Here is a 20,037-nt window from a genome sequence, read left to right as displayed (position 1 = left end):
GACTGCCACCGTGGCGCATTGACGCCTCGGCTTGGGCGAGTCCATCCAATTACAGAGATCCACGTCTGCAGGATCGGTGTAGGAGCTGTGTAGGAGCTGTCGAGTGAAACGAGGCTGCGATCTTTTGATCTTTCTTCAACCCTGCCCCCCCAACACAACCGGCCAGCCCTCCACAGTTGCGAATGACACCATCCCGACCTATGGTCCATGCCAGACGTCGCCCGTTTTTGGTGCGACGACTTGCAGCGAATTGCTGTCCATCCATTGCGAATTCAGTAGCGAGGTGACGACATGCCCAGCGACTCCCGCCCTGCCGTGCTCGAACTGATCGGCAACACGCCACTGGTGCGTGTCAGCCGCTTCGATACCGGCCCGTGCACCCTGTTTCTCAAACTCGAATCACAGAACCCCGGCGGTTCGATCAAGGATCGCATCGGCCTGGCGATGATCGACGCCGCTGAACGCGATGGTCGCCTCAAACCCGGCGGCACTATCGTCGAAGCCACCGCCGGCAACACCGGTCTTGGCCTGGCCCTGGTCGGCCGCGCCAAGGGCTATCGAGTGGTCCTGGTGGTGCCCGACAAAATGTCCACCGAGAAAGTCCTGCACTTGAAGGCGATGGGCGCCGAAGTGCACATCACCCGCTCCGACGTTGGCAAAGGTCATCCCGAGTACTACCAGGATGTTGCCGCGCGCCTGGCTCAGGACATCCCCGACGCGTTCTTCGCCGACCAGTTCAACAACCCGGCCAATCCCCTCGCTCACGAATGCAGCACCGCGCCTGAAATCTGGGCGCAGACCCAGCATGATCTGGACGCCATCGTAGTCGGCGTCGGTTCCGCTGGCACCCTGACCGGATTGACGCGTTTTTTCAGCCGCGTGCAACCGGATCTCGAAATGGTGCTGGCTGACCCGGTGGGCTCGGTGATGGCCGAGTACAGCCGCAGCGGCACGCTCGGCACGCCGGGGTCCTGGGCCGTCGAAGGCATCGGCGAAGACTTTATCCCGTCAATTGCCGACCTCTCCAGTGTGCGCAAGGCTTACTCGATCAGCGACGAAGAAAGCTTCGATCACGCCCGCCAACTGCTGCGCGCCGAAGGCATTCTCGGTGGTTCTTCCACCGGCACTCTTCTAGCGGCGGCGTTGCGCTACTGCCGCGAACAAACCGAGCCCAAGCGCGTGGTCAGTTTCGTCTGCGACACCGGCACCCGCTACCTGTCCAAGGTTTACAACGACCAGTGGATGAACGATCAAGGCCTGCTGCAGTACAAACGCTACGGCGATTTGCGCGACCTGATCGCCCGGCGTTTCGAAGATGGCCGGGTGATCAGCGTCGGTCCGGACGACACCCTGCTCACGGCGTTCCAGCGCATGCGCCTGGCCGATGTCTCGCAGTTGCCGGTACTGGTGAACGGGCAACAACTGGTCGGCGTGATCGATGAATCCGACATCCTGCTCGGCATGCAGGAAGACGCGTCGCACTTTCGCATGACCGTCGCCAGCGCTATGACCGACAAGGTTCAAACCCTGCCGCCCGGCGCCGGCCTGGCAGAACTCCAGGCGGAGCTCGACCGCGGACTGGTGGCGATCATCGCCGACGCTGCGGGGTTCCACGGCCTGATCACTCGCGTCGACCTGCTCAATCATTTACGGAGATCCCTTGCATGAGTCAGCACGATGAAACCGCCCCGCCACATGCGTTTGCCACCCGCGTGATCCACGCCGGGCAGACGCCGGACCCGTCCACCGGGGCGTTGATGCCGCCGATCTACGCCAACTCCACCTACCTGCAACAGAGCCCCGGCGTGCACAAAGGTCTCGACTACGGCCGCTCACACAACCCGACGCGTTTTGCCCTGGAACGCTGCGTCGCCGACCTCGAAGGCGGCACCCAGGCATTTGCCTTCGCCTCGGGGCTGGCCACGATCTCCACCGTACTCGAACTGCTCGATGCCAATGCACACATCGTCTCCGGCAATGACCTCTACGGCGGCACTTTCCGCCTGTTCGACAAGGTCCGCCAGCGCAGCGCCGGGCACCGATTCAGTTTCGTCGACCTGACCGACCTGTCGGCCTTCGAAGCTGCGCTGCAGGACGACACGCGCATGGTCATGGTCGAGACACCCAGCAATCCTCTGCTGCGCCTCACCGACCTCGCCGCCATCGCTCGCCTCTGCCGTGCCCGAGGCATCATCTGCGTCGCCGACAACACCTTCGCCAGCCCCTGGATTCAGCGCCCGCTGGAACTGGGCTTCGACATCGTGCTGCACTCGACCACCAAATACCTCAATGGCCACTCTGACGTGATCGGCGGCATCGCCGTGGTCGGACAAAACCCTGAACTGGCCGAGCGCCTGGGCTTCCTGCAAAACGCCGTCGGCGCCATCGCCGGCCCGTTCGACGCGTTCCTTACCCTGCGCGGCGTAAAAACCCTGGCACTGCGCATGGAACGCCACTGCAGCAACGCACTGGAACTGGCGCGATGGCTGGAACGCCAACCGCAAGTCGCACGCGTCTACTATCCGGGCCTGCCGTCACACCCCCAGCACGAACTGGCACTGCGGCAAATGCGCGGTTTCGGCGGCATGATCTCCCTTGATCTGAACAGTGATCTTGCAGGCGCCAGGCGCTTCCTCGAAAGCGTACAAATCTTCGCCCTGGCCGAGAGCCTGGGCGGCGTCGAAAGCCTGATCGAACACCCGGCGATCATGACCCACGCCACCATCCCCGCCGACACCCGCGCACAACTGGGCATCGGCGATGCGCTGGTGCGCTTGTCAGTGGGTGTCGAAGATGTGGAAGACTTGCGAGCGGATCTGGCTCAGGCGCTGGCGCGGGTGTGACAAGCGTTCGGTAGCGACACCAGCGGGGCACCGCGCCGCCCCGCTACTTCATCAAACACTTGTGCATGATGATCGTGCGCTCGTCACCGTGAAACTCATCGCGGATTTTTCGATACCCCAACGAAGCATAAAAGCCCTCGGCAGTGATCGAAGACGGCACCCGCAAAACATCCAGGCCCGCGTCGATGGCCGCCACATGAATGACCGCCATGAGCTGCCGACCGATGCCGCCCCCTTGATAGAGCGGGTCGACAAATACGCTTCGTACAACGTCCTTATCCAGGCTGGCGGTTGCGACGACCTGTTGATCGACCGTCGCCACATAGACCTGACGCTGCGCCATCAACCCAAGAATCCCTTGCGGGGAAAACCCCTGCTCCACGCGCGCGATGACGTCGGGCGGGTAATCCTGCGCGTTGGATTCACGCAGTGATCTGATCGTGATGAGGCTGACTGCTTCTGCATCATGGGCTGTTGCGAGTCGAATATGACAATCCATTGGGTGTGCCTCCGCTCCGTGGAAAGGCCCATCGTAAACGGATGCGGCGATGGACGATAGATTGGGAGTAGTCGCCATAGATGTTGGGCAGAACCGGAGAAAAACGTCTACCGCGCATGATGGATAAGGAAAAAGTCATAGGTAACTTCCTACCACGTATAACGAGTAGTACTTATTAAGGGTTTCGGACTACAAAAAAAGTGAGCTGAACTCCCTATATCTTTTTCGCTATTGACGCACAGCCTCGGCCAGCAATATGTTTGCAGGAATCTCTGTCATAACGCATTGCTTCGAGTGAAAAAATTGAATCCGCGCCACCAAAAACTTTATAGAGCCCTTAAGCTGACGCGCAATGATATTGCTGGCGTGGTGGACGGAGGTTTATTTAATGACGTGCATTGCGTGATCAAGGCGGGGGAGCATTTCTACATAAAATCGTTTTCAGACCAGGCTAAAGCCCTGAGTTTCCCTCCCCTGCCAACCACCGCTCTACAGCGGTATGAAATTGCTGTTGCCTTGCATGAGCAAGCTCAAACGGTAGTCACGAGCAACGTGTATGTGCCTCGATTGATGGCTGTGGATCTCGAAAACAGAGCCATTGCCATGGAGGGAGCCAAAGGGATTTACCTGTTTGAATACATGGTGAATCAAGCGACATTCTCTTTGGCTGTTGAAAGGGTTGCGCACGTTTTAATATGGCTCAAATCCTTTCATGAATTAAAAAATTCGAACACACCTATTCTAAAAATCAACAGTGAAGCCTTCAAACGCTACAAAGCAATTCTTCAATACCAAAAATCTTTCGAATTCTTACAAAACAAAAACCTTGAGGAAGCAAATGCTTTTCTAAACGAACACCTGACAATAGAAGAGACTTTATTGCACGGAGATTTGAACTCCAGAAATATTATTATTTGCGAAGACGGACGCATTGCAATAATAGATTTCGAGCAAGGTCAATTGGGCTGTGGCACACACGACGCCGCCTATTTGATATCTGAAATAGTCATTGCTGCTTCGGTCATCGACGAGGATATCGAAGCAGTGATCAACTTGCTCTGGCACTGTTATGAAATTGACACCCGCAATATTGCCAAGTACAGGCGCTTCAGGCGTCACCTGAGTTTCCAAGTTCTGTACCGTCTGAAAGGGCCGTCTCAGGCTATCTGGACGGGACATTTGAACGACAAGGTAAAAGCCAACATTGATGCCTGGTGTGCCCAGGAATTCAGCAGCCGATTATGAGCTGCACCAGCTTCTCAGATCCGTTGATGTACTCATTTTCCTTTCTCACGGAATATCGAAAGCTTGCGCGTCGAAGTGAACGCTGATAACGGGTTTTAGACAGGAATAGTTATTGAGAAATGGCAGGGGCGGCTGGATTCGAACCAACGCATGGCAGGATCAAAACCTGCTGCCTTACCGCTTGGCGACGCCCCTGTATCTGTTGCGATGTGCGCGATGCACGGTGTTTCTGTGTCGTTCGTTTGTGAGCAACAGGAAGTGTTGCTGCGTTCGCTGTCAGCGCTGTAATGCCCTGTGCAGGAATGCGCGGAAATTTATCAACTTTCGCTTCGTCATGGAAGCCCAAAATCAGATTTTTTTCGTTTTAAAACAGTCGCTTGCCTCTACCACTATTAGCCAGGACACTCAACCAAAAAGTGCCAGCTGGTCATCTGGCTGGTCAGGCACCCAGGCAATTTCGTGTGGGCCACTCTCGGGACGCGATTAATGAGCTATACCGGTTAGTTTCCCATTGCAGTTCTTCAACGTTGGAGGTTGGCAATGAAACTTGCAGGTTCACTGGCCCTCCTGATGATCACCGCCAGCATGGCGGGCTGCTCGACTTCATCAAACCATGGCGTGAATGTTCCGTTGGTTGCCACTCGGCAGAACACCGGGCAGATCGGGTCCGTCACATTGACGAGCCAGGACAAGCAAACCGGACTCAGCTTTTTCATCAGCGGAGCGCCAAGCGGGGTGACGCTCCCCTTGCGCCTCTACACCTTCATCAATAAAGGCAGCTGCCAGCAACCTGGTCCGGTCGCCTACGCATTGAATGATCAGGTCAACACCCAACGCCAGGCCGTACGCGGCTGGACCATGTCCAGAACGGCACCTGTTGAGCTGTCGGTCCTGCTTTCCAATGAGCACTCAATATTGGTGCGAACGGCGCCGGAGAGTGGCAACGTCGATATCTTTTGCGGGGATATCAAGCAATCGAGTGCGGGGTAGGTGAATTCTAGGTAGCCGCCCCCCCGAAAATCCCTGTGGCGAGGGAGTTTACTCCCGCTGGGCTGCGTAGCGGCCCCGTTCTTGTGCCAGAAAACCAGGGGCCTGCTGCGCAGTCCAGCGGGAGTGAACTCCCTCGCCACAGGGTATGTGCCAATCAGGGATTTACTTCGTGCTTTGCCAGCAACCCGGCAATTCTTTTACGCAGATCTCCGTGCATATCCTCTGAGTAGGCGATCGCGGTTTTCCAGTCGTAAAACCACACGGGCATCTTGCGTTTGTCGTCCGGCTCGGAGTCGTAGCGCGGAAAAATGTGGCAATGCAGCTCAGGCTCTGAATTGCCCAGTATCTCGTAGTTCATACGAAGTGCATCGGTGGCCTGTAAAACCGCGTCTCCGATGCGCGCCATATCGAGCAGGTAGGTCGCGCGGGCTTGTGCATCCAGATCGTTCAGGCTTGATACGACAGGATCGGGCAGCAGCAGGCAGTATCCAGGTAGAAACTGCACGTCGCCCATGACCGCCCAACCGGACGCCATTCGGCAAATGACCTTATCGTTTGTTCCGTTGCGTGCCATCTCTACACGTTGCGATATCAGAGGCATTACGGGTCCTTAGTAGTGTTGTCCATGGCATCGAATGCACAGTCTGGGGCAGGCATTGCGGATGAACGCGGTCGGTGGCCTCGCACGCTGAGTGACGCCACGGACGAACACGCAGACTCAGCCCTTGGCTGCCATCGCGGTCACTTCCACGCGCATGCCTTCCACGGCCAGAGCCGCCACGCCAACAGCGGCGCGAACCGGCCAAGGCTTGGCGAAGAAGCGTTTGTACACCTCGTTGAAGGCGGCGCGATCAGCCATGTCGGTGAGGTAGATGGTCAGGTGCAGGACGCGGTCCATGGAACTGCCGGCGCGCTCCAGCGCAACCTTGAGCGCCTGCAGGGTGCATTCGCTCTGAACAGTGATATCGCCCAGTTCCAGACTGCCGTCGGCACGGGTGGGGATCTGCGTGGAGACCAGCAGCCCGCCGAAACCGGTGACGTCGGACGAGATGGAATCCTCGTCAGGATCGGGGACGTAGGTGATGTCGTGGTTGGCCATGGGAATCTCTTGGTAAGGGGTCAATGGGTTGGCGGGCCGCTGAAAAAATGAATGCGGCGACGCCTTCTGCCGGGGCAGTTTACAACCCACATCGTCGAGTTCGCCATGCGCTCCGGCATCTTGCGTGTGTTGGGCAGCGGGCCGGGCCGCACGATCCCTTCTGATTGCGCCCTGCCCGACACCATTGCGCATCGACGCGCAACGGTGCGGGTGATGGCATTACTTGTCGGACTTGATGCTGGTCCAGACGCGCGTACGCACGCGTTCAAGCTTTTGCGGAAGGGGCTGCACGACATACAGCGTCTTGAGGGCTTCGCTGGTCGGCGTGAGGTTCGGATTGCCGGTGATGTCCTTGTTGATCAACGCAAGCGAGTCCTTGTTGGCGTTGGGGTAGCCAAGGAAATCACTGATGGGGGCGATGACTTTCGGGTCCAGCAGCGTGTTGAGAAACTCGTGGGCCTCTTCGACGTTCTTCGCGCTTTTTGGAATCGCGAAGGTGTCAAACCAGATCGGCGCGCCTTCTTTTGGCAAGCGCCAATCCACCACCACACCGTTGCCGGCTTCCTTGGCGCGATTGCCAAACTGGTAGAAGCTGCCCGAGTAGCCGATGGCAACGCAGATATCACCATTGGCGATGTCGGTCATGTACTTGGCGGAGTTGAAGTAGGTGACGTAGGGCCGAATCTTCATCATCAGCGCCTTGGCTTTCTCATAGTCGTCCGGGTTCTGGCTGTTCGGATCCAGCCCCAGGTAATGCAAAGCCAGGGGCAGGATTTCCGACGGTGAGTCGAGCATCGCCACGCCGCAGGCTTTGAGCTTTTCCATGTTCTCGGGCTTGAACACCAGGTCCCAACTGTCCACCGGCGCATTGTCACCCAGGGCCGCCTTGACCTTGGCCGGGTTGAAGCCGATCAGCACGGTGCCGTACATGTAAGGCACGCCGTACAGATTGCCGGGGTCATTCTTGTTCAGCAGCTTGAGCAATTCAGGGTCTTGATGGCTCCAGTTCGGCAGTTTGGACTTGTCGAGTTTCTGGAAAACCCCCGCCTTGATCTGGGTTTCGATGAATTGGTTCGAGGGCACCACCAGGTCGTACCCCGAGTTGCCCGTCAGCAGCTTGGCTTCCAGGGACTCGTTGGTGTCGAAGGTGTCCCAGGTCACTTTGATGCCGGTGTCCTTTGCGAAATCCTTGGGCACGGACGGCAGGATGTAGTCCGCCCAGTTGTACACCCTCAGCTCGCGCTGTTCAGCCTGCACGGCGCTGGCGAGCAGCGTCAGCCCACACACAGTGGCGCCCAGTATGCGTTTCATCGTGACCATGGATTTTCCCCAAGTGTGACGTTAGTACGACGGTTTCTATGTTCTGTACACGGCAGCGGTTTTGAAAAAAACCAAGGGCAAGATTTTGGTTGTTATATCGCTGGGCGCTCGGCAACACGCGCTCTTGTTCGATTCTTGCTGACAGTCGGGGTTGATCACAGTGCGAGGTTGGCCAAAAGGAGATCGAAGTGGCCAAAATCCATGTCCGTATTTGGACGATGAACGATCTATTGTGTGCGGCAAAGATGGATCTCGAAAAACGAAAAAGCCCGCGCGAGGCGGGCTTGGAATTCGAGTAGGTGGCCAGTGCTGGTATCTGGCTTACAAGGTTTATCAGGACTCCCACACAAGCGTTTTGTGCGCTAGTGCTTCACACGGCATCAGGGCTGGATCTCAGCGCGGAGATCTTTCTAACCGTGTACCCTTCGGAACGCTGCCCCGCGTTTCCTCGCTATCCGCTTGCGCATCAGTCTGCGTCTTCACCTACAGGTTTGAGAATAGCAAAGCCCCCGCAAAAACGCGTTCGCGTTTTAGATTGATTCGGCCTGACATTAGAACTGCCGGAAGCAAGAAAAACCCACGCTTGTCCCGTCGTCTTTTTTCGGTATACGTGGGGTGAATCAGGCTCGTATAGTCGATCCACCATAAAGGGAAGCTACACCGACCCGTTCAACAGTCCGGCCGGTAATCAGTAGCCAATTCGCGCCCTCTGAAAAAGCCCAATTTCACTAACGGGATGAACCGCAAAATGACGACGCAAACTGAAACTGCCATTCTCGCCGGAGGCTGCTTCTGGGGGATGCAGGATCTGCTCAGACGCTACCCCGGCGTGATGTCCACGCGGGTGGGTTACTCGGGTGGAGACGTGCCCAACGCCACCTACCGCAACCATGGCACCCACGCCGAAGCGCTGGAAATCGTATTCGATCCGGATCAGATCAGTTATCGGCAAATCCTCGAATTCTTCTTCCAGATCCACGATCCGACAACGAAGAATCGCCAGGGCAACGATGTGGGAACCAGTTACCGCTCTGCCCTCTTCTACCTCAGTGAGGAACAGAAACGAGTCGCGGAAAACACCGTGGCCGACGCCGATGCGTCAGGCCTCTGGCCGGACAAGGTCGTTACCGAAATCGCACCTGCCGGACCGTTCTGGGAAGCCGAACCCGAGCACCAGGACTACCTCGAACAGTATCCCAATGGCTATACCTGCCATTTCATCCGGCCGAACTGGAAACTGCCAAAACGCGAGTAATCCCCGAATCACGCATGACCCTGTGGCGAGGGGATTTATCCCCGTTCGGCTGCGTAGCAGTCGTAAAACCATCACACGCGGGTGTACCTGATACACCTCGGTTGCAGGTTTTGGGGCCGCTTCGCAGCCCAACGGGGCGGTGCGACGTTTCGATAAATCCCCTCGCCACAGGTTTGAGTTCGCCTGAAGCTTTTGCTAGGTGAACAGCACTCCAACACCACAGGGTTACCGGACGATCACGGATCCACCTGCCCCATCAGCTCGGCCACCGTTTCCGGGCGTTTGGCGTAACGCTGCGCCAGCACCGCGCAAACCATCAACTGAATCTGATGGAACAGCATCACCGGCAATATCAGCACACCAATGGTGCTACCGGCGAACAACACCTGCGCCATTGGCACGCCGGTAGCCAGGCTCTTCTTCGAACCGCAGAAAAGGATGGTGATGCGATCTTCCTGATTGAAGCCAAAAGCCTTGCCAAGCACCGTCGCCGCCACGATGACCAACGCCAGCAAGATGCAGCAAACAACCACCAGCCCCGCCAGTTCCCACAGGGGAATCTGATGCCAGATGCCCTCAGTCACCGCCTCGCTGAAAGCCCCGTAGACCACCAGCAAGATCGATCCCTGATCAACGAACCTCAGCCAGCTTTTATTGCGCGCCACCCAGGCGCCGATCCAGCGACGGGCGACCTGCCCGAGAATAAACGGCAACAGCAATTGCACGCTGATCTTCAGAATCGCGTCGAGCGTCGAGCCGCCATCGCCATGAACGTCCAGCATCAGCGTGACCAGCAATGGCGTCAGAAAAATCCCGAACAGGCTCGACGCCGCCGCACTGCAAATCGCCGCCGGAATATTGCCCCGCGCCAGCGAGGTGAAGGCAATGGCCGACTGCACCGTGGCGGGCAGCGCGCAGAGGTAAAGCATGCCCATGTAAAGTTCATCGCCGATCATGGGCGCCATCAGCGGTTTGAGTGCCAGGCCGAGCAATGGGAACAGCACAAACGTCAGGCCGAACACCAGCAGGTGCAGGCGCCAGTGGCCAGCGCCGGCGATGATCGACTCGCGGGACAGCTTTGCCCCGTGCAAAAAGAACAGCAGCGCGATGGCACTGTTGGTCAACCAGCCAAAGCCGACCGCGACTTGCCCGCTGGCAGGCAGCACGCTGGCGATGATCACCACGCCGATCAAGGTCAGGGTGAAGTTATCGGGGAGGAAACGAGGGCGAGTCATCAGAGAGATATCCGGGGGTTGCCAAGGACGTGGGAACGACTCTAACGTGACTGGCGATGACCGACTAACGCCGATGAGCCAGCTGATGCCGCCAAAAGGACATGACAAAAGCGTAAGACGCAGTATTCCCGGGCTTCCCAGCCTGCCGAGACCTGTCTACGGACGTACCGAATCGCTGCCGAACCGTGCGCTGACCCGACGCCACAGCCACCCGTGGGTGCAATTGTCGTACGCGATCCAGGGCGTGCTTGAAGTGCAAACCAGTGCCGGACGCTTCGTTGCTCCGCCCGAGCGTGCGGTGTGGATTCCGGCGGGCATGCCGCACCGGGTCTTCAGTTCGCCGCGCACGGAAATGCGCAGCCTGTACCTCGATTGCAGCGTCACGGCCTGGGCGCCGCAGCGCTGCCATGTCCTCGGCGTCAGCAATCTGCTGCGGGAGCTGATCCACGCATTCAGCAAGATCCCGGTGGAGTATGAGCAGGATGGCGCGCAGGGACGGCTGACGCAGGTGCTGCTAGATCAGCTGGCCGAGGCACCCCAGATAGACTTGATGTTGCCACTGCCCCAGGACAGCCGATTGCGGCAGATTTATCACAGCCTGCAACTGCACCCGGAACAACAGACGACGCTGGCTCACTGGAGCCAGAAATTCAACGTGAGCGAGAAAACCCTGAGCCGATTGTTCCTGCGCGACACCGGCCTGACGTTCCGCGCATGGCGCCAACGCTTGCGCCTGCTCGGTGCCCTGACGCCCCTGGAGCAGGGCGCGCGGGTTACCGATGTGTCACTGGCCTGCGGGTATGATTCAACTTCGGCGTTTATCGCGGCGTTTCGGCAACAGTTTGGCGATACGCCAGGGGAGTTTTTTCGATAGAGAAAACACTCAACAGCGGCCAAACCTGGTACCTGACACACCGCCATCACAAGCAATCCGACACCCTGCAGGAGCTGCCGAGTGAAACGAGGCTGCGATCTTTTGATCTTGATCTTCCCAAACCGCAAACACAGCAAGATCAAGAGATCGCAGCCTTCGGCAGCGCCTACAGGTCGGGTTAGTCCACAGGACGCTAAATCATCGGCGAACTGCTGACTACCCGCAGTGCCAGGCCTTCATACGCATCCAGCGTAATGGTGAACTCACCCTCGTCTGTCAGGTCGCCTTCCACCCGCTCGTTGATGATATCGACCACCGGCCCCGGCGCGATGTTGGGCAGGTGCAAGGTTTCGGTGATCGGCGTCGAACCGAAATTCAGCGCGGTGATTTGCGTGCCTTTGCCGGCCGGCAGTTCGTGAACCATGATCAACAGACCGGGGTGCTGCACGTCCGGCACGAGGATCTGGCGACTGGCGGCAATGTCATAAGCGCGGCGCGCGGCGAGGATTTTTTTCAGCTGCGAGGCAAACGAATCCGGGTCCTTCAATTGGGTCGGCAAGCTGCCGTACAAGGTCTTTGGACGGGGCATCTGACCCGCCGACAATGGCGCGTCCGGGTTGAGGTCCACCAGATCGTAGGCACCGCGATGAATCCAGCGGGTATCGCCATCGAGCATCAAGTCCGCGACCTGTTCTGCCGGCAATGGCAATGCACCGACCAGGTCCCACCCCGACAAGGCAAACACCCCCGGCTGCATGGCGTTGTACATCACCAACAGCAGGTGCACCTGACGAATCTGCTGGATATCCGCGTCCGTGATCGCGTCGAGATCGCGAATCCCCAATGCCGCAGTGATGATGCTGGCGGTGGTGCACGACACGCCGTTGGTGACGAATTTCAGGTTGTAGGGTGCATGCTCCCCGGCGAGACGTTCGTACATTTGCTCGCGAATATGTTCGCGCAAGATGCTGCCGGGAAAGGTTTGCCCCTGATACAGGTAGGTGTCATGGGCGTGCAGCGTCCAGAAATGCACCAGTTCGAGGGTCAGCTCATCGTGGTTTTGCAACGCGTGGATCAGCGACCCCGGATCGATGCCCAGGGTGTGCATCTGGCGCAGCATCAAGCGCAGGAATTCGGTATCGCCCATCAGCAACGCATGCTGGTAGGCCGGGCGAGTGATGAAGTCATAAGACAGGTCGGCGCCGCCGTGGGACATGGCGGCAATGTCGTCGACCGTCAGGTTCAGCTCCTGAAAACTGAAGCCGCCGGCCTTGCGAATGGCGCCCGCCAGCAACTGGTTACCGGTGATCGACAACGGGTGGCTTTCAGACCAGGCGGTGCCATCGAGCTTGCGCTCCACGCCGAGAAAGCCGTTGGCGTCCAGACGCAGGATCTTCGCGCCCATCACGTCGATGGCATGCAGTGCGTCGCCGATGATCATCTGCTGCGCGGCGAACGTCGGGTCCAGCCAGTTCAACGACGGCTGCCCTTCCTTGAAGTAATGCAGGTACACCCAACGCCGCGGCTTGCCGTCGACGCCGATCACCACCGGTGTCGCGCTCCAGTCGGTTTCCTTGACCCCGGGCTCGAAGAAGATCACCCGTTGCAACTGACCGACGATGTAATGCTTGTCCCGCAGGATGTCGACCTGCTGCGGACTGAGGTTCTGCGCATCGCGACCTTCGGCAATGTCCGGCAGCAGCGGCCAGTCCTCCTCGCGAATTTCCACCATGTGGTAGAGACCCGGGTAGTCCTCATACGCCATCTCGGCCAGGCGAAAATCCGCGCCTTTGCCGGTGTGGGACGGGATCACGTCGTCGATGATCACGGCGTTGTGCGCGGCGGCCATGCGGGTCAGGGCCTGCAACTGCGCCTCGGTGCCCAGTTGCGGGTCGATCTCGAAACTGATGCGGTCGAAATTGCCATCGATGGTCGGTGTCTGCTCCGTGCCTCGCAAACCGCCCGACATCTTCAGCGGGCCATTGTGAATGCCCTGGATGCCGATTCTCGACAGTGCATGCCACAGGGTTTCATCGCCCAACGCCTCGAGCACGGTGCCGTCTTCGCGAGTGACGATGGACGCAGGATACGCGGTGAACCACACCGACGCCAGCGCCGACGCATCCCGAGGCCGGGTATGGGCGTAGGGCTGCTGCCTCAGTCGACCCTGGCCCGAGTAGAGCTTGGCCCGCTGCCGTGCCGCGTGCAGCATCGATTGTTCAACCAGCCAGGACACATGGTTTTTTTCCGCCGCCGTCATAAAACAATCACCTGTTGTCTGGGTTTCAAAATCGCACTCGGCCATCTCGCTTCAATGGCACCGCTCGTTTTCATATGAGGCCCTGACGGGGCATTCGTTGCATCTCTGGCATCGACCCATGCCACTATCGAGTGATTGCAGTTGCCACCATCGCACAGGTAGTATTGAGAGCGATTCTCACTCACATCTGGAAAGCCGACCGGTGCAACCCTCTTCGACCCGCAAGCTGGGCTTCTTTTTCAGCGACCATCACCGCTGGCTGCTGCAGCATATCCAGCAGCGCCTGCGCAATCACGCGGACGCCGAGGACACCGCCGCCGACACCTTTTGCCAGTTGCTGGCGGCGCGGGTTGATCCCGACAGCATCGAACAACCTCGTGCGTATTTGTCGACCATCGCCCGGCGACTGATTTTCGATCGTCATCGGCGCCGCAAGCTCGAGCTGGCCTATGTCGAGCGCCTGTCCTTGCTGCCCGAAGCGCTGGCCCCCTCTCCCGAAGAACAACTGCTGCTGATCGAAGCGCTGGTCGCCATCGACCGGGCCATCGATGGCTTGCCACAGGTCGTCAAGGCCACCTTCCTCTACAGCCAGCTGGACGGCCTGAGCTACGTGGCCATCGCGCAGAAACTGGGGCTGTCGGAACGCACGGTCAGCCGCTACATGAAACAAGCCCTGCGTCAGTGCTACCTGAGTGAGTTGACACCATGAGCACTCGGCGCCTGGACCCTGTCAGCGAGCAGGCCATCGACTGGATGGTCAAGCTGCGTGCCGCGACGCCCGATGCCGCCTTGCAAGCGCGCTTCAATACCTGGCTGGGAGCAGACCCCGCGCACCTGCAGGCCTGGACGACCTTGCAGGAACGCCTTGGCGGGTCCTTCAACACCGTCCGCACCCTGGACCGGCGCCTGCCCGGCCAGGCCGGTGAAGCCCGGCAAATCCTGCTTCAGCCCCACGGATCGCGACGGGATGCGCTGCGGGTCATTGCCGGTCTGGGTCTGTTGGGCGGCGGCCTGTGGCTCGGCGCACGCAGCCCCCTGGGAGACTCACTGCTGGCGGACCTGCACACCGGACGCGGCCAGCGGCAGGATTTCAATCTGGCGGACGGCAGCCGCCTGAGCCTGAACGCCAACAGCGCCGTGGACCTGCGCTTCGACGACAAGCAACGGCTGGTGGTCCTGCGCCATGGCGAACTGGTGATTCAGGTAGCGCCCGATCCCCATCGGCCATTGCGCGTACGCACGGACCACGGTGAAGTGCGGGCGCTGGGGACGCGGTTCCTGGTGGCTCAGGAACAGGACGTCACTCGGGTGATTGTGCTGCAGCATTCGGTCGAGGTGCAGCTTCAGGACGGCACGACCCGGACGCTGCAAGAAGGTCAGTCGGCCACGCTGTCTGACGGAACCATCACGCCCATGATCGGCGACCAGCGCGCTCGCGCCGACTGGATGGTCGGACGCCTGAATGTGCTCGACGAACCCCTTGAGCAAGTCGTCGACGCATTGCGCCCTTACAGCCGGGGATTTGTCCGCATAGCACCCGAAGTTCGTCACCTGCGCGTTCAAGGTGTTTTCCCCCTCGACGACCCGGACCGCACCCTCAACGCACTGGCCGAAACCCTGCCGATCCGGGTGGATCGCTACAGTCCCTGGCTGACGCTCGTTCGGGCCAAGGAGACAAGGTAACCGCCCAAAAGCCACGCCAGAACCTGTGGCGAGGGAGTTTATCGAATCGTCGCACCGTCCCGCTCGGCTGCGCAGCAGTCGCAAAACCTGCTGGCGCGGTGTGTCAGGACGATTGCAGAGGGCCGCTTCGCAGCCCAGCGGGAGCAAGCTCCCTCGCCACATAGGCAGAGTGATGCTTGATAATTTTTAACAATAATTCTTATTCGTGTCCGGTTTTTGATTCTCATCCCACCTATCTCCTGACACTTACAAATCATCAGGAGAATGCTGTGTTCAACCCGTGGCCCCACGCCCTTTCCGTCGCCGTTGCCCTAGCCACCCTGGCCAGCCCTGCCCTGGCCCAGGCGCAACCTCTGACTTTCAACCTGCCGGCCGGACCGTTGGCCGCCACGTTGAATGCAATTGCCAGCCAAAGCGGCCATATCGTTTCCCTCGAGCCCGTGCTGGTACAAGGCAAACAGGCGCCAGCAGTGGTTGGCCAGATGCTCCCCGAGCAGGCGATGAACAAGGCACTGGCCGGCAGCGGACTGCAATTGCGCGTGACCGGTCAAGGTAACTTCAGCGTCGAGCCGGCGCCGGACAACAGCGCAGCGTTGCAACTGGGCGCAACCAACATCGTTGAACGCAGCGTCGACGCCACCACCGAAGGCTCCGGCTCCTACGCCGCGCGGGCAGTAACCATCGGCAAAGGCACACACACCCTCAAGGAAATTCCCCAGTCGGTCACCGTGATGACCCGCAAGCAACTGGACGATCAGGACCTGACCGATCTCAAGGATGCCGCCAATCACACCACCGGCCTGGTCGGCGTTCAGGGCGTGGGCAAAGGCATGATCCTGACCTCACGCGGCTTTCAGATCGATGACTGGCAATACGACGGCGTCCCGATCCCGCGCAACATGTATGCACTGGGAAACTGGGCGACTCAGGACCTGATTTTCTTTGATCGCCTGGAAGTCCTGCGCGGTGCCTCCGGCTTGCTCCAGGGCACCGGCAGCCCGGGTGGCGCGATCAACCTGGTCCGCAAACGCGGCCAGAACGCACCCACCGTGACCCTCACCGGCAAGGCCGGCTCCTGGGACCGCTACGGCCTGCAACTGGACGCTGGCGGCCCGCTGAACCAGAGCGGCACGGTGCGTGGACGCCTGGTCGCCGACGAGGACGACAGCCATTCGTTCATCGACTACGAATGGAGCAAAACCCACTCGCTGTACGGCGCACTGGATTTCGATCTGCGCGAGGACACTACCCTGGGCCTGGCGGTCAGCCGCACCGAGGCCGAGTCGCGCCCGATGATCCGTGGCCTGCCGCGCTACGCCGACGGCAGCATGGTCAACGTGCCCCGCTCCACCTTCACCGGCTCGACCTGGAACCACTCGCAAATTGACGTCACCACGGTCTATGCAGACCTGGAACACCGGTTCAATGACGATTGGGCATTCAAGGTCGGCGCCGTGCACATGACTGAAGACAACGAAGCCAAAAACCAACGGCTGCAATCCTCAGGCGCAAGCATCAATGACGATGGCAGCGGCGTGCAATATGCCGACTTCGTCTCGGACTTTGACGCCACCAAGATCGGCCTGGACATGAACCTCACCGGGCGCTTCGATGCCTTGTCCATGCCGCAGGAAGTCATGATCGGCAGCAACTACTCCAAGCTGCATTCCGACGACAAATTCGCCCGCACCTTCAACAACAGTACGGACACGATCTTTGGCATTGACCACCATCGTCCCGAGATCAGCTACGAGGGAATACTCAACACGCCGGGTGGTCGCGCCACTCCCAGCAAGTACGACATCAGCCAGAAAGGCCTTTATGGCAGCTGGCGGGTCAAGCCGTTCGAGCCACTCACCCTCGTGCTCGGCTCCCGCGTCAGCTGGTACGACTACAGCTACAAGTCGTCGACCCAGAACGCATTTGAAGATTTCGCTACGCCCCAAGCCCCTAGCAACATGAGCGAAAACGGCGAAGTCACGCCCTACGCCGGCATCGTTTATGACCTGAACCGCGAGTGGGCGGTCTACGCCAGCTACACCGACGTGTTCGAGCCCCAGACTTCGCGCACTGTCAGCGGCTCGGTGCTCAAACCGGTGATCGGCAGCAACTACGAAGTCGGCCTCAAGGGCGAACTGATGGATGGCCGGGTCAATACGTCCCTGGCGCTGTTCCGCTACGACCAGGAAAACCGCGCGGTCAACGATGTGGCCTCGGGCTTTGCCTGCGACGGCTGGTATTGCTCCACCGCCTCGGGGAAAGTCCGCAGCCAGGGCCTGGATGCCGAAATCAGCGGTGAAGTGCTCAATGGTCTGCAACTGTTCGCCGGCTACACCTACAACACCACCCAGTACCTCGACGACCCGGACAACGAAGGCAAGACCTTCAGCACCTGGACGCCCAAGCACATGTTGCGGGTATGGAGCGACTACCAGTTCAGTGGCGACTTCAACCGTCTCAGCACCGGTCTGGGCTTCACGACACAAAGTCACACCCTGGGTTACGAACACACCTATGAAGTGCCAGGCTACACCGTGTGGAATGCGCGTGTCGGCTATCAGCTCACCCCGGAAGTCGGCCTCGCGGTCAACGCCAACAACCTGTTCGACAAGCGCTACATCACCGCCGGGTTTAACCAGCTTAACGGCAACAACAACTACGGTGATCCACGCAACCTGATGTTCAGCGTGAAATACACCCCGCAGTTTTAAGCCTGCTCAATCATCCTCATGCAGCTTGATACCCCGGGCATGCAGCAGATGGGGAACCAGCAGCACCAACAGCGTCAACGCCAGGAACGCAGCCGATATGGGCTGCGTGACGAAAATCAGCCAGTCGCCCTGGCTGATGGACAAGGCGTTGCGCAGCTGTTTTTCCGCCATCGGCCCCAGCAACATGCCGACGATCACCGGGGCCACAGGAAAGTCGAACCGCCGCATCAACACCCCGCCCCAGCCAATCCCGAGCATCAGCAACAGATCGAATGACGAGTGACGCATGCCGTAAACGCCAATGGTGGCAAACACCAGAATCCCGGCGTTCAGGTACGGTCTGGGGATCTGCAGCAGCTTGACCCACAGGCCCACCAGCGGCAGGTTCAGCACCAGCAAAATGACGTTGCCGATGTACAGCGAAGCCACCAGCGTCCAGACCAGGTCGGCGGACGTTTCGAAGAGCATCGGCCCCGGTTGCAGGTTGTAGTTCTGGAACGCCGCCAACAATATCGCCGCCGTGGCGGATGTCGGAATGCCGAGGGTTAATAGCGGCACCAGCGAACCGGTCGCGCTCGCATTGTTCGCGGCTTCAGGCCCGGCGACCCCTTCGATGGCTCCCTCGCCTTTGTTCGCGGAAAACTCCTTCGGGTACTTGCTGAGTTTGCGTTCGGTGGAATAAGACAGGAAGGTCGGAATTTCCGCGCCGCCGGCCGGAATCGAGCCAAAGGGAAAGCCGATCAGCGTGCCCCGCAGCCAGGCGGGAATCGAGCGCTTCCAGTCCGCGCGGGTCATCCACAACGAGGTCAGGCGATGCCGGCCCGAGGTTTCTTCTTTCTGATACAGCAGGCTGTACAACGCCTCCCCCACCGCAAACAGACCGACCGCCACCAGCACCACTTCGATGCCGTCCACCAGTTCCGGCACGCCCAAGGTGTAGCGGGCGATCCCGGAGGTCGAGTCCAGGCCGATCAAGCCGATGGCCAACCCGAGCCCCAACGATGCAAAGCCGCGCAACATCGAAGCGCCGAGCACCGCAGAAACCGTCGTGAACGACAGCACCAGAATCGCGAAATACTCCGCCGGGCCGAAGTTCAGCGCCAGCCTGGCGACCACCGGGGCGAACAGGGTCAGCAGGATGGTGGCGATGGTGCCGGCGACAAACGATCCGATCGCTGCCGTGGCCAGCGCCGGTCCGGCTCGACCGTTGCGGGCCATGAGGTTGCCTTCCAGGGCCGTGACCATGGACGACGATTCGCCGGGTGTGTTGAGCAGGATGGACGTGGTCGAGCCGCCGAACTGCGCACCGTAGTAGATCCCGGCGAACATGATCAGCGCGCCGGTCGGATCGACCTTGGCGGTGATCGGCAGCAGCAAGGCCACTGTCAGCGCCGGGCCGATACCCGGCAACACGCCTATGGCAGTGCCGAGCAAACATCCGATAAAGCCCCACATCAGATTGATCGGTGTGAGCGCCGCTGAAAACCCCATCGCCAGGCTCGAGAGAATGTCCATGCTGTCGATCTCCTCAGATCCAGGCGTTGACCAGCGGAGGCAGGGAAACCCCGAGTCCGGCGTTGAACAGCCAGTAAATCGGCAAGGTCAGGGCCATGCCGATGGCCAAGTCTCGCAGCGGATGACGACTGCCGAATCCCCTGGCAGAACAGGCAAAGAGCAACGCAGCCGCCAACACAAAACCAATGACATCAATGAGCAAGGCCACCGCGACAAGCCCCGCCGTCACCCACGCCACCCCCGCCTTGCCACCGGGCAGCGCGCGGGCCGATTCATCCTCATGGTCGGCGAGATCGCGAAAGCCGCCGGTCACCGCCTGATAACACAACACCAGGCCGACAACGCCGACGAAGGCCGCCAGTGCATAGGGATAGACGTACGCCGCTAGAATGACGAAACCCATTTCGGCGGGAAACCGATAGGCACCGAGCGCCAGCGTTGCACTGAGGGCAATCAGGCCGACGCCGATCGCCAGTTGCGCGGGCACTATCGAGCGAGTACCGGCCAT

Annotated in this window: 17 protein-coding genes and 1 tRNA gene; 9 read left to right on the top strand and 9 right to left on the bottom strand. The window is 59.6% G+C overall.

Annotated features, from left to right (window positions below; genetic code table 11):
* Positions 1 to 291: 291 nt before the first annotated feature.
* A complete protein-coding gene (locus tag AC3ZVB_RS20335; RefSeq protein ID WP_490147567.1) occupies positions 292 to 1,668 on the top strand; it encodes a pyridoxal-phosphate dependent enzyme in 1,377 nt (458 codons plus the stop codon).
* Complete coding sequence (locus AC3ZVB_RS20330) at positions 1,665 to 2,843, top strand: trans-sulfuration enzyme family protein (RefSeq protein WP_162440667.1); 1,179 nt, start codon at positions 1,665 to 1,667, stop codon at positions 2,841 to 2,843. Before AC3ZVB_RS20335 ends, AC3ZVB_RS20330 begins: the two co-directional genes overlap by 4 nt.
* Before the next feature lie 43 nt (positions 2,844 to 2,886).
* Here AC3ZVB_RS20330 and AC3ZVB_RS20325 read toward each other — a convergent pair whose 3' ends face one another.
* Positions 2,887 to 3,342 (bottom strand): GNAT family N-acetyltransferase, encoded by a 456-nt coding sequence (locus tag AC3ZVB_RS20325; protein WP_490147566.1) that lies wholly within the window; start codon positions 3,340 to 3,342, stop codon positions 2,887 to 2,889.
* A 294-nt stretch (positions 3,343 to 3,636) separates the two neighbouring features.
* Here AC3ZVB_RS20325 and AC3ZVB_RS20320 point away from each other — a divergent pair, with 294 nt between their 5' ends.
* Positions 3,637 to 4,587 (top strand): phosphotransferase, encoded by a 951-nt coding sequence (locus AC3ZVB_RS20320; RefSeq protein ID WP_490147565.1) that lies wholly within the window; start codon positions 3,637 to 3,639, stop codon positions 4,585 to 4,587.
* 120 nt (positions 4,588 to 4,707) lie between these two features.
* Here the strand turns inward: AC3ZVB_RS20320 and AC3ZVB_RS20315 are convergent.
* Positions 4,708 to 4,782: transfer RNA gene (locus tag AC3ZVB_RS20315), tRNA-Gln, on the bottom strand.
* A 345-nt stretch (positions 4,783 to 5,127) separates the two neighbouring features.
* On the opposite strand from AC3ZVB_RS20315, the gene AC3ZVB_RS20310 reads away from it, so the two are divergent.
* Positions 5,128 to 5,577, top strand: a complete 450-nt coding sequence (locus tag AC3ZVB_RS20310) for a hypothetical protein (RefSeq protein WP_490147564.1) — start codon at positions 5,128 to 5,130, stop codon at positions 5,575 to 5,577.
* Positions 5,578 to 5,731: 154 nt separating this feature from the next.
* Here the strand turns inward: AC3ZVB_RS20310 and AC3ZVB_RS20305 are convergent, their stop codons facing one another.
* The 3 genes from AC3ZVB_RS20305 to AC3ZVB_RS20295 all read right to left on the bottom strand — a co-directional run bounded on the left by AC3ZVB_RS20305 (position 5,732) and on the right by AC3ZVB_RS20295 (position 7,996).
* Complete coding sequence (locus AC3ZVB_RS20305) at positions 5,732 to 6,178, bottom strand: HIT family protein (RefSeq protein WP_490147563.1); 447 nt, start codon at positions 6,176 to 6,178, stop codon at positions 5,732 to 5,734.
* 117 nt (positions 6,179 to 6,295) lie between these two features.
* The gene (locus AC3ZVB_RS20300) at positions 6,296 to 6,676 is read right to left on the bottom strand and encodes a RidA family protein (protein WP_162440659.1); all 381 of its coding nucleotides are present in this window, start codon (positions 6,674 to 6,676) and stop codon (positions 6,296 to 6,298) included.
* Between the two features lie 219 nt (positions 6,677 to 6,895).
* Complete coding sequence (locus tag AC3ZVB_RS20295) at positions 6,896 to 7,996, bottom strand: polyamine ABC transporter substrate-binding protein (protein WP_162440658.1); 1,101 nt, start codon at positions 7,994 to 7,996, stop codon at positions 6,896 to 6,898.
* A 748-nt stretch (positions 7,997 to 8,744) separates the two neighbouring features.
* Between AC3ZVB_RS20295 and msrA the strand changes: the two genes are divergently transcribed.
* The gene (gene msrA, locus AC3ZVB_RS20290) at positions 8,745 to 9,251 is read left to right on the top strand and encodes a peptide-methionine (S)-S-oxide reductase MsrA (RefSeq protein WP_490147562.1); all 507 of its coding nucleotides are present in this window, start codon (positions 8,745 to 8,747) and stop codon (positions 9,249 to 9,251) included.
* 236 nt (positions 9,252 to 9,487) lie between these two features.
* Here the strand turns inward: msrA and AC3ZVB_RS20285 are convergent, their stop codons facing one another.
* Positions 9,488 to 10,486: a bile acid:sodium symporter family protein gene (locus tag AC3ZVB_RS20285; protein ID WP_490147561.1), complete on the bottom strand. Its 999-nt coding sequence runs from the start codon at positions 10,484 to 10,486 to the stop codon at positions 9,488 to 9,490.
* A gap of 85 nt (positions 10,487 to 10,571) precedes the next feature.
* Here AC3ZVB_RS20285 and AC3ZVB_RS20280 point away from each other — a divergent pair, with 85 nt between their 5' ends.
* A complete protein-coding gene (locus AC3ZVB_RS20280; RefSeq protein ID WP_194693537.1) occupies positions 10,572 to 11,360 on the top strand; it encodes an AraC family transcriptional regulator in 789 nt (262 codons plus the stop codon).
* 193 nt (positions 11,361 to 11,553) lie between these two features.
* On the opposite strand, the gene treS is transcribed toward AC3ZVB_RS20280, so the two are convergent.
* The gene (gene treS / locus AC3ZVB_RS20275; RefSeq protein WP_490147560.1) at positions 11,554 to 13,620 is read right to left on the bottom strand and encodes a maltose alpha-D-glucosyltransferase; all 2,067 of its coding nucleotides are present in this window, start codon (positions 13,618 to 13,620) and stop codon (positions 11,554 to 11,556) included.
* A gap of 202 nt (positions 13,621 to 13,822) precedes the next feature.
* Between treS and AC3ZVB_RS20270 the strand changes: the two genes are divergently transcribed.
* The 3 genes from AC3ZVB_RS20270 (at position 13,823) to AC3ZVB_RS20260 (ending at position 18,014) form a co-directional block, all read left to right on the top strand.
* The gene (locus tag AC3ZVB_RS20270) at positions 13,823 to 14,329 is read left to right on the top strand and encodes a sigma-70 family RNA polymerase sigma factor (RefSeq protein ID WP_162440653.1); all 507 of its coding nucleotides are present in this window, start codon (positions 13,823 to 13,825) and stop codon (positions 14,327 to 14,329) included.
* Positions 14,326 to 15,303, top strand: coding sequence for a FecR domain-containing protein (locus tag AC3ZVB_RS20265; RefSeq protein ID WP_490147559.1), 978 nt, complete (start codon positions 14,326 to 14,328; stop codon positions 15,301 to 15,303). Before AC3ZVB_RS20270 ends, AC3ZVB_RS20265 begins: the two co-directional genes overlap by 4 nt.
* A 269-nt stretch (positions 15,304 to 15,572) precedes the next feature.
* The gene (locus tag AC3ZVB_RS20260) at positions 15,573 to 18,014 is read left to right on the top strand and encodes a TonB-dependent siderophore receptor (protein WP_490147558.1); all 2,442 of its coding nucleotides are present in this window, start codon (positions 15,573 to 15,575) and stop codon (positions 18,012 to 18,014) included.
* Between the two features lie 6 nt (positions 18,015 to 18,020).
* On the opposite strand, the gene AC3ZVB_RS20255 is transcribed toward AC3ZVB_RS20260, so the two are convergent.
* Together AC3ZVB_RS20255 and AC3ZVB_RS20250 are read right to left on the bottom strand one after the other, a co-directional pair.
* Positions 18,021 to 19,529: a tripartite tricarboxylate transporter permease gene (locus AC3ZVB_RS20255; RefSeq protein WP_194693437.1), complete on the bottom strand. Its 1,509-nt coding sequence runs from the start codon at positions 19,527 to 19,529 to the stop codon at positions 18,021 to 18,023.
* A gap of 13 nt (positions 19,530 to 19,542) precedes the next feature.
* Positions 19,543 to 20,037: a tripartite tricarboxylate transporter TctB family protein gene (locus AC3ZVB_RS20250; protein WP_490147557.1), complete on the bottom strand. Its 495-nt coding sequence runs from the start codon at positions 20,035 to 20,037 to the stop codon at positions 19,543 to 19,545.

The organism is Pseudomonas sp. MDV22-iso1 (genome assembly GCF_058145095.1).
The sequence above is the reverse complement of the archived record's forward strand: the minus strand, read 5'-3'. Positions and strand labels throughout refer to the sequence as shown.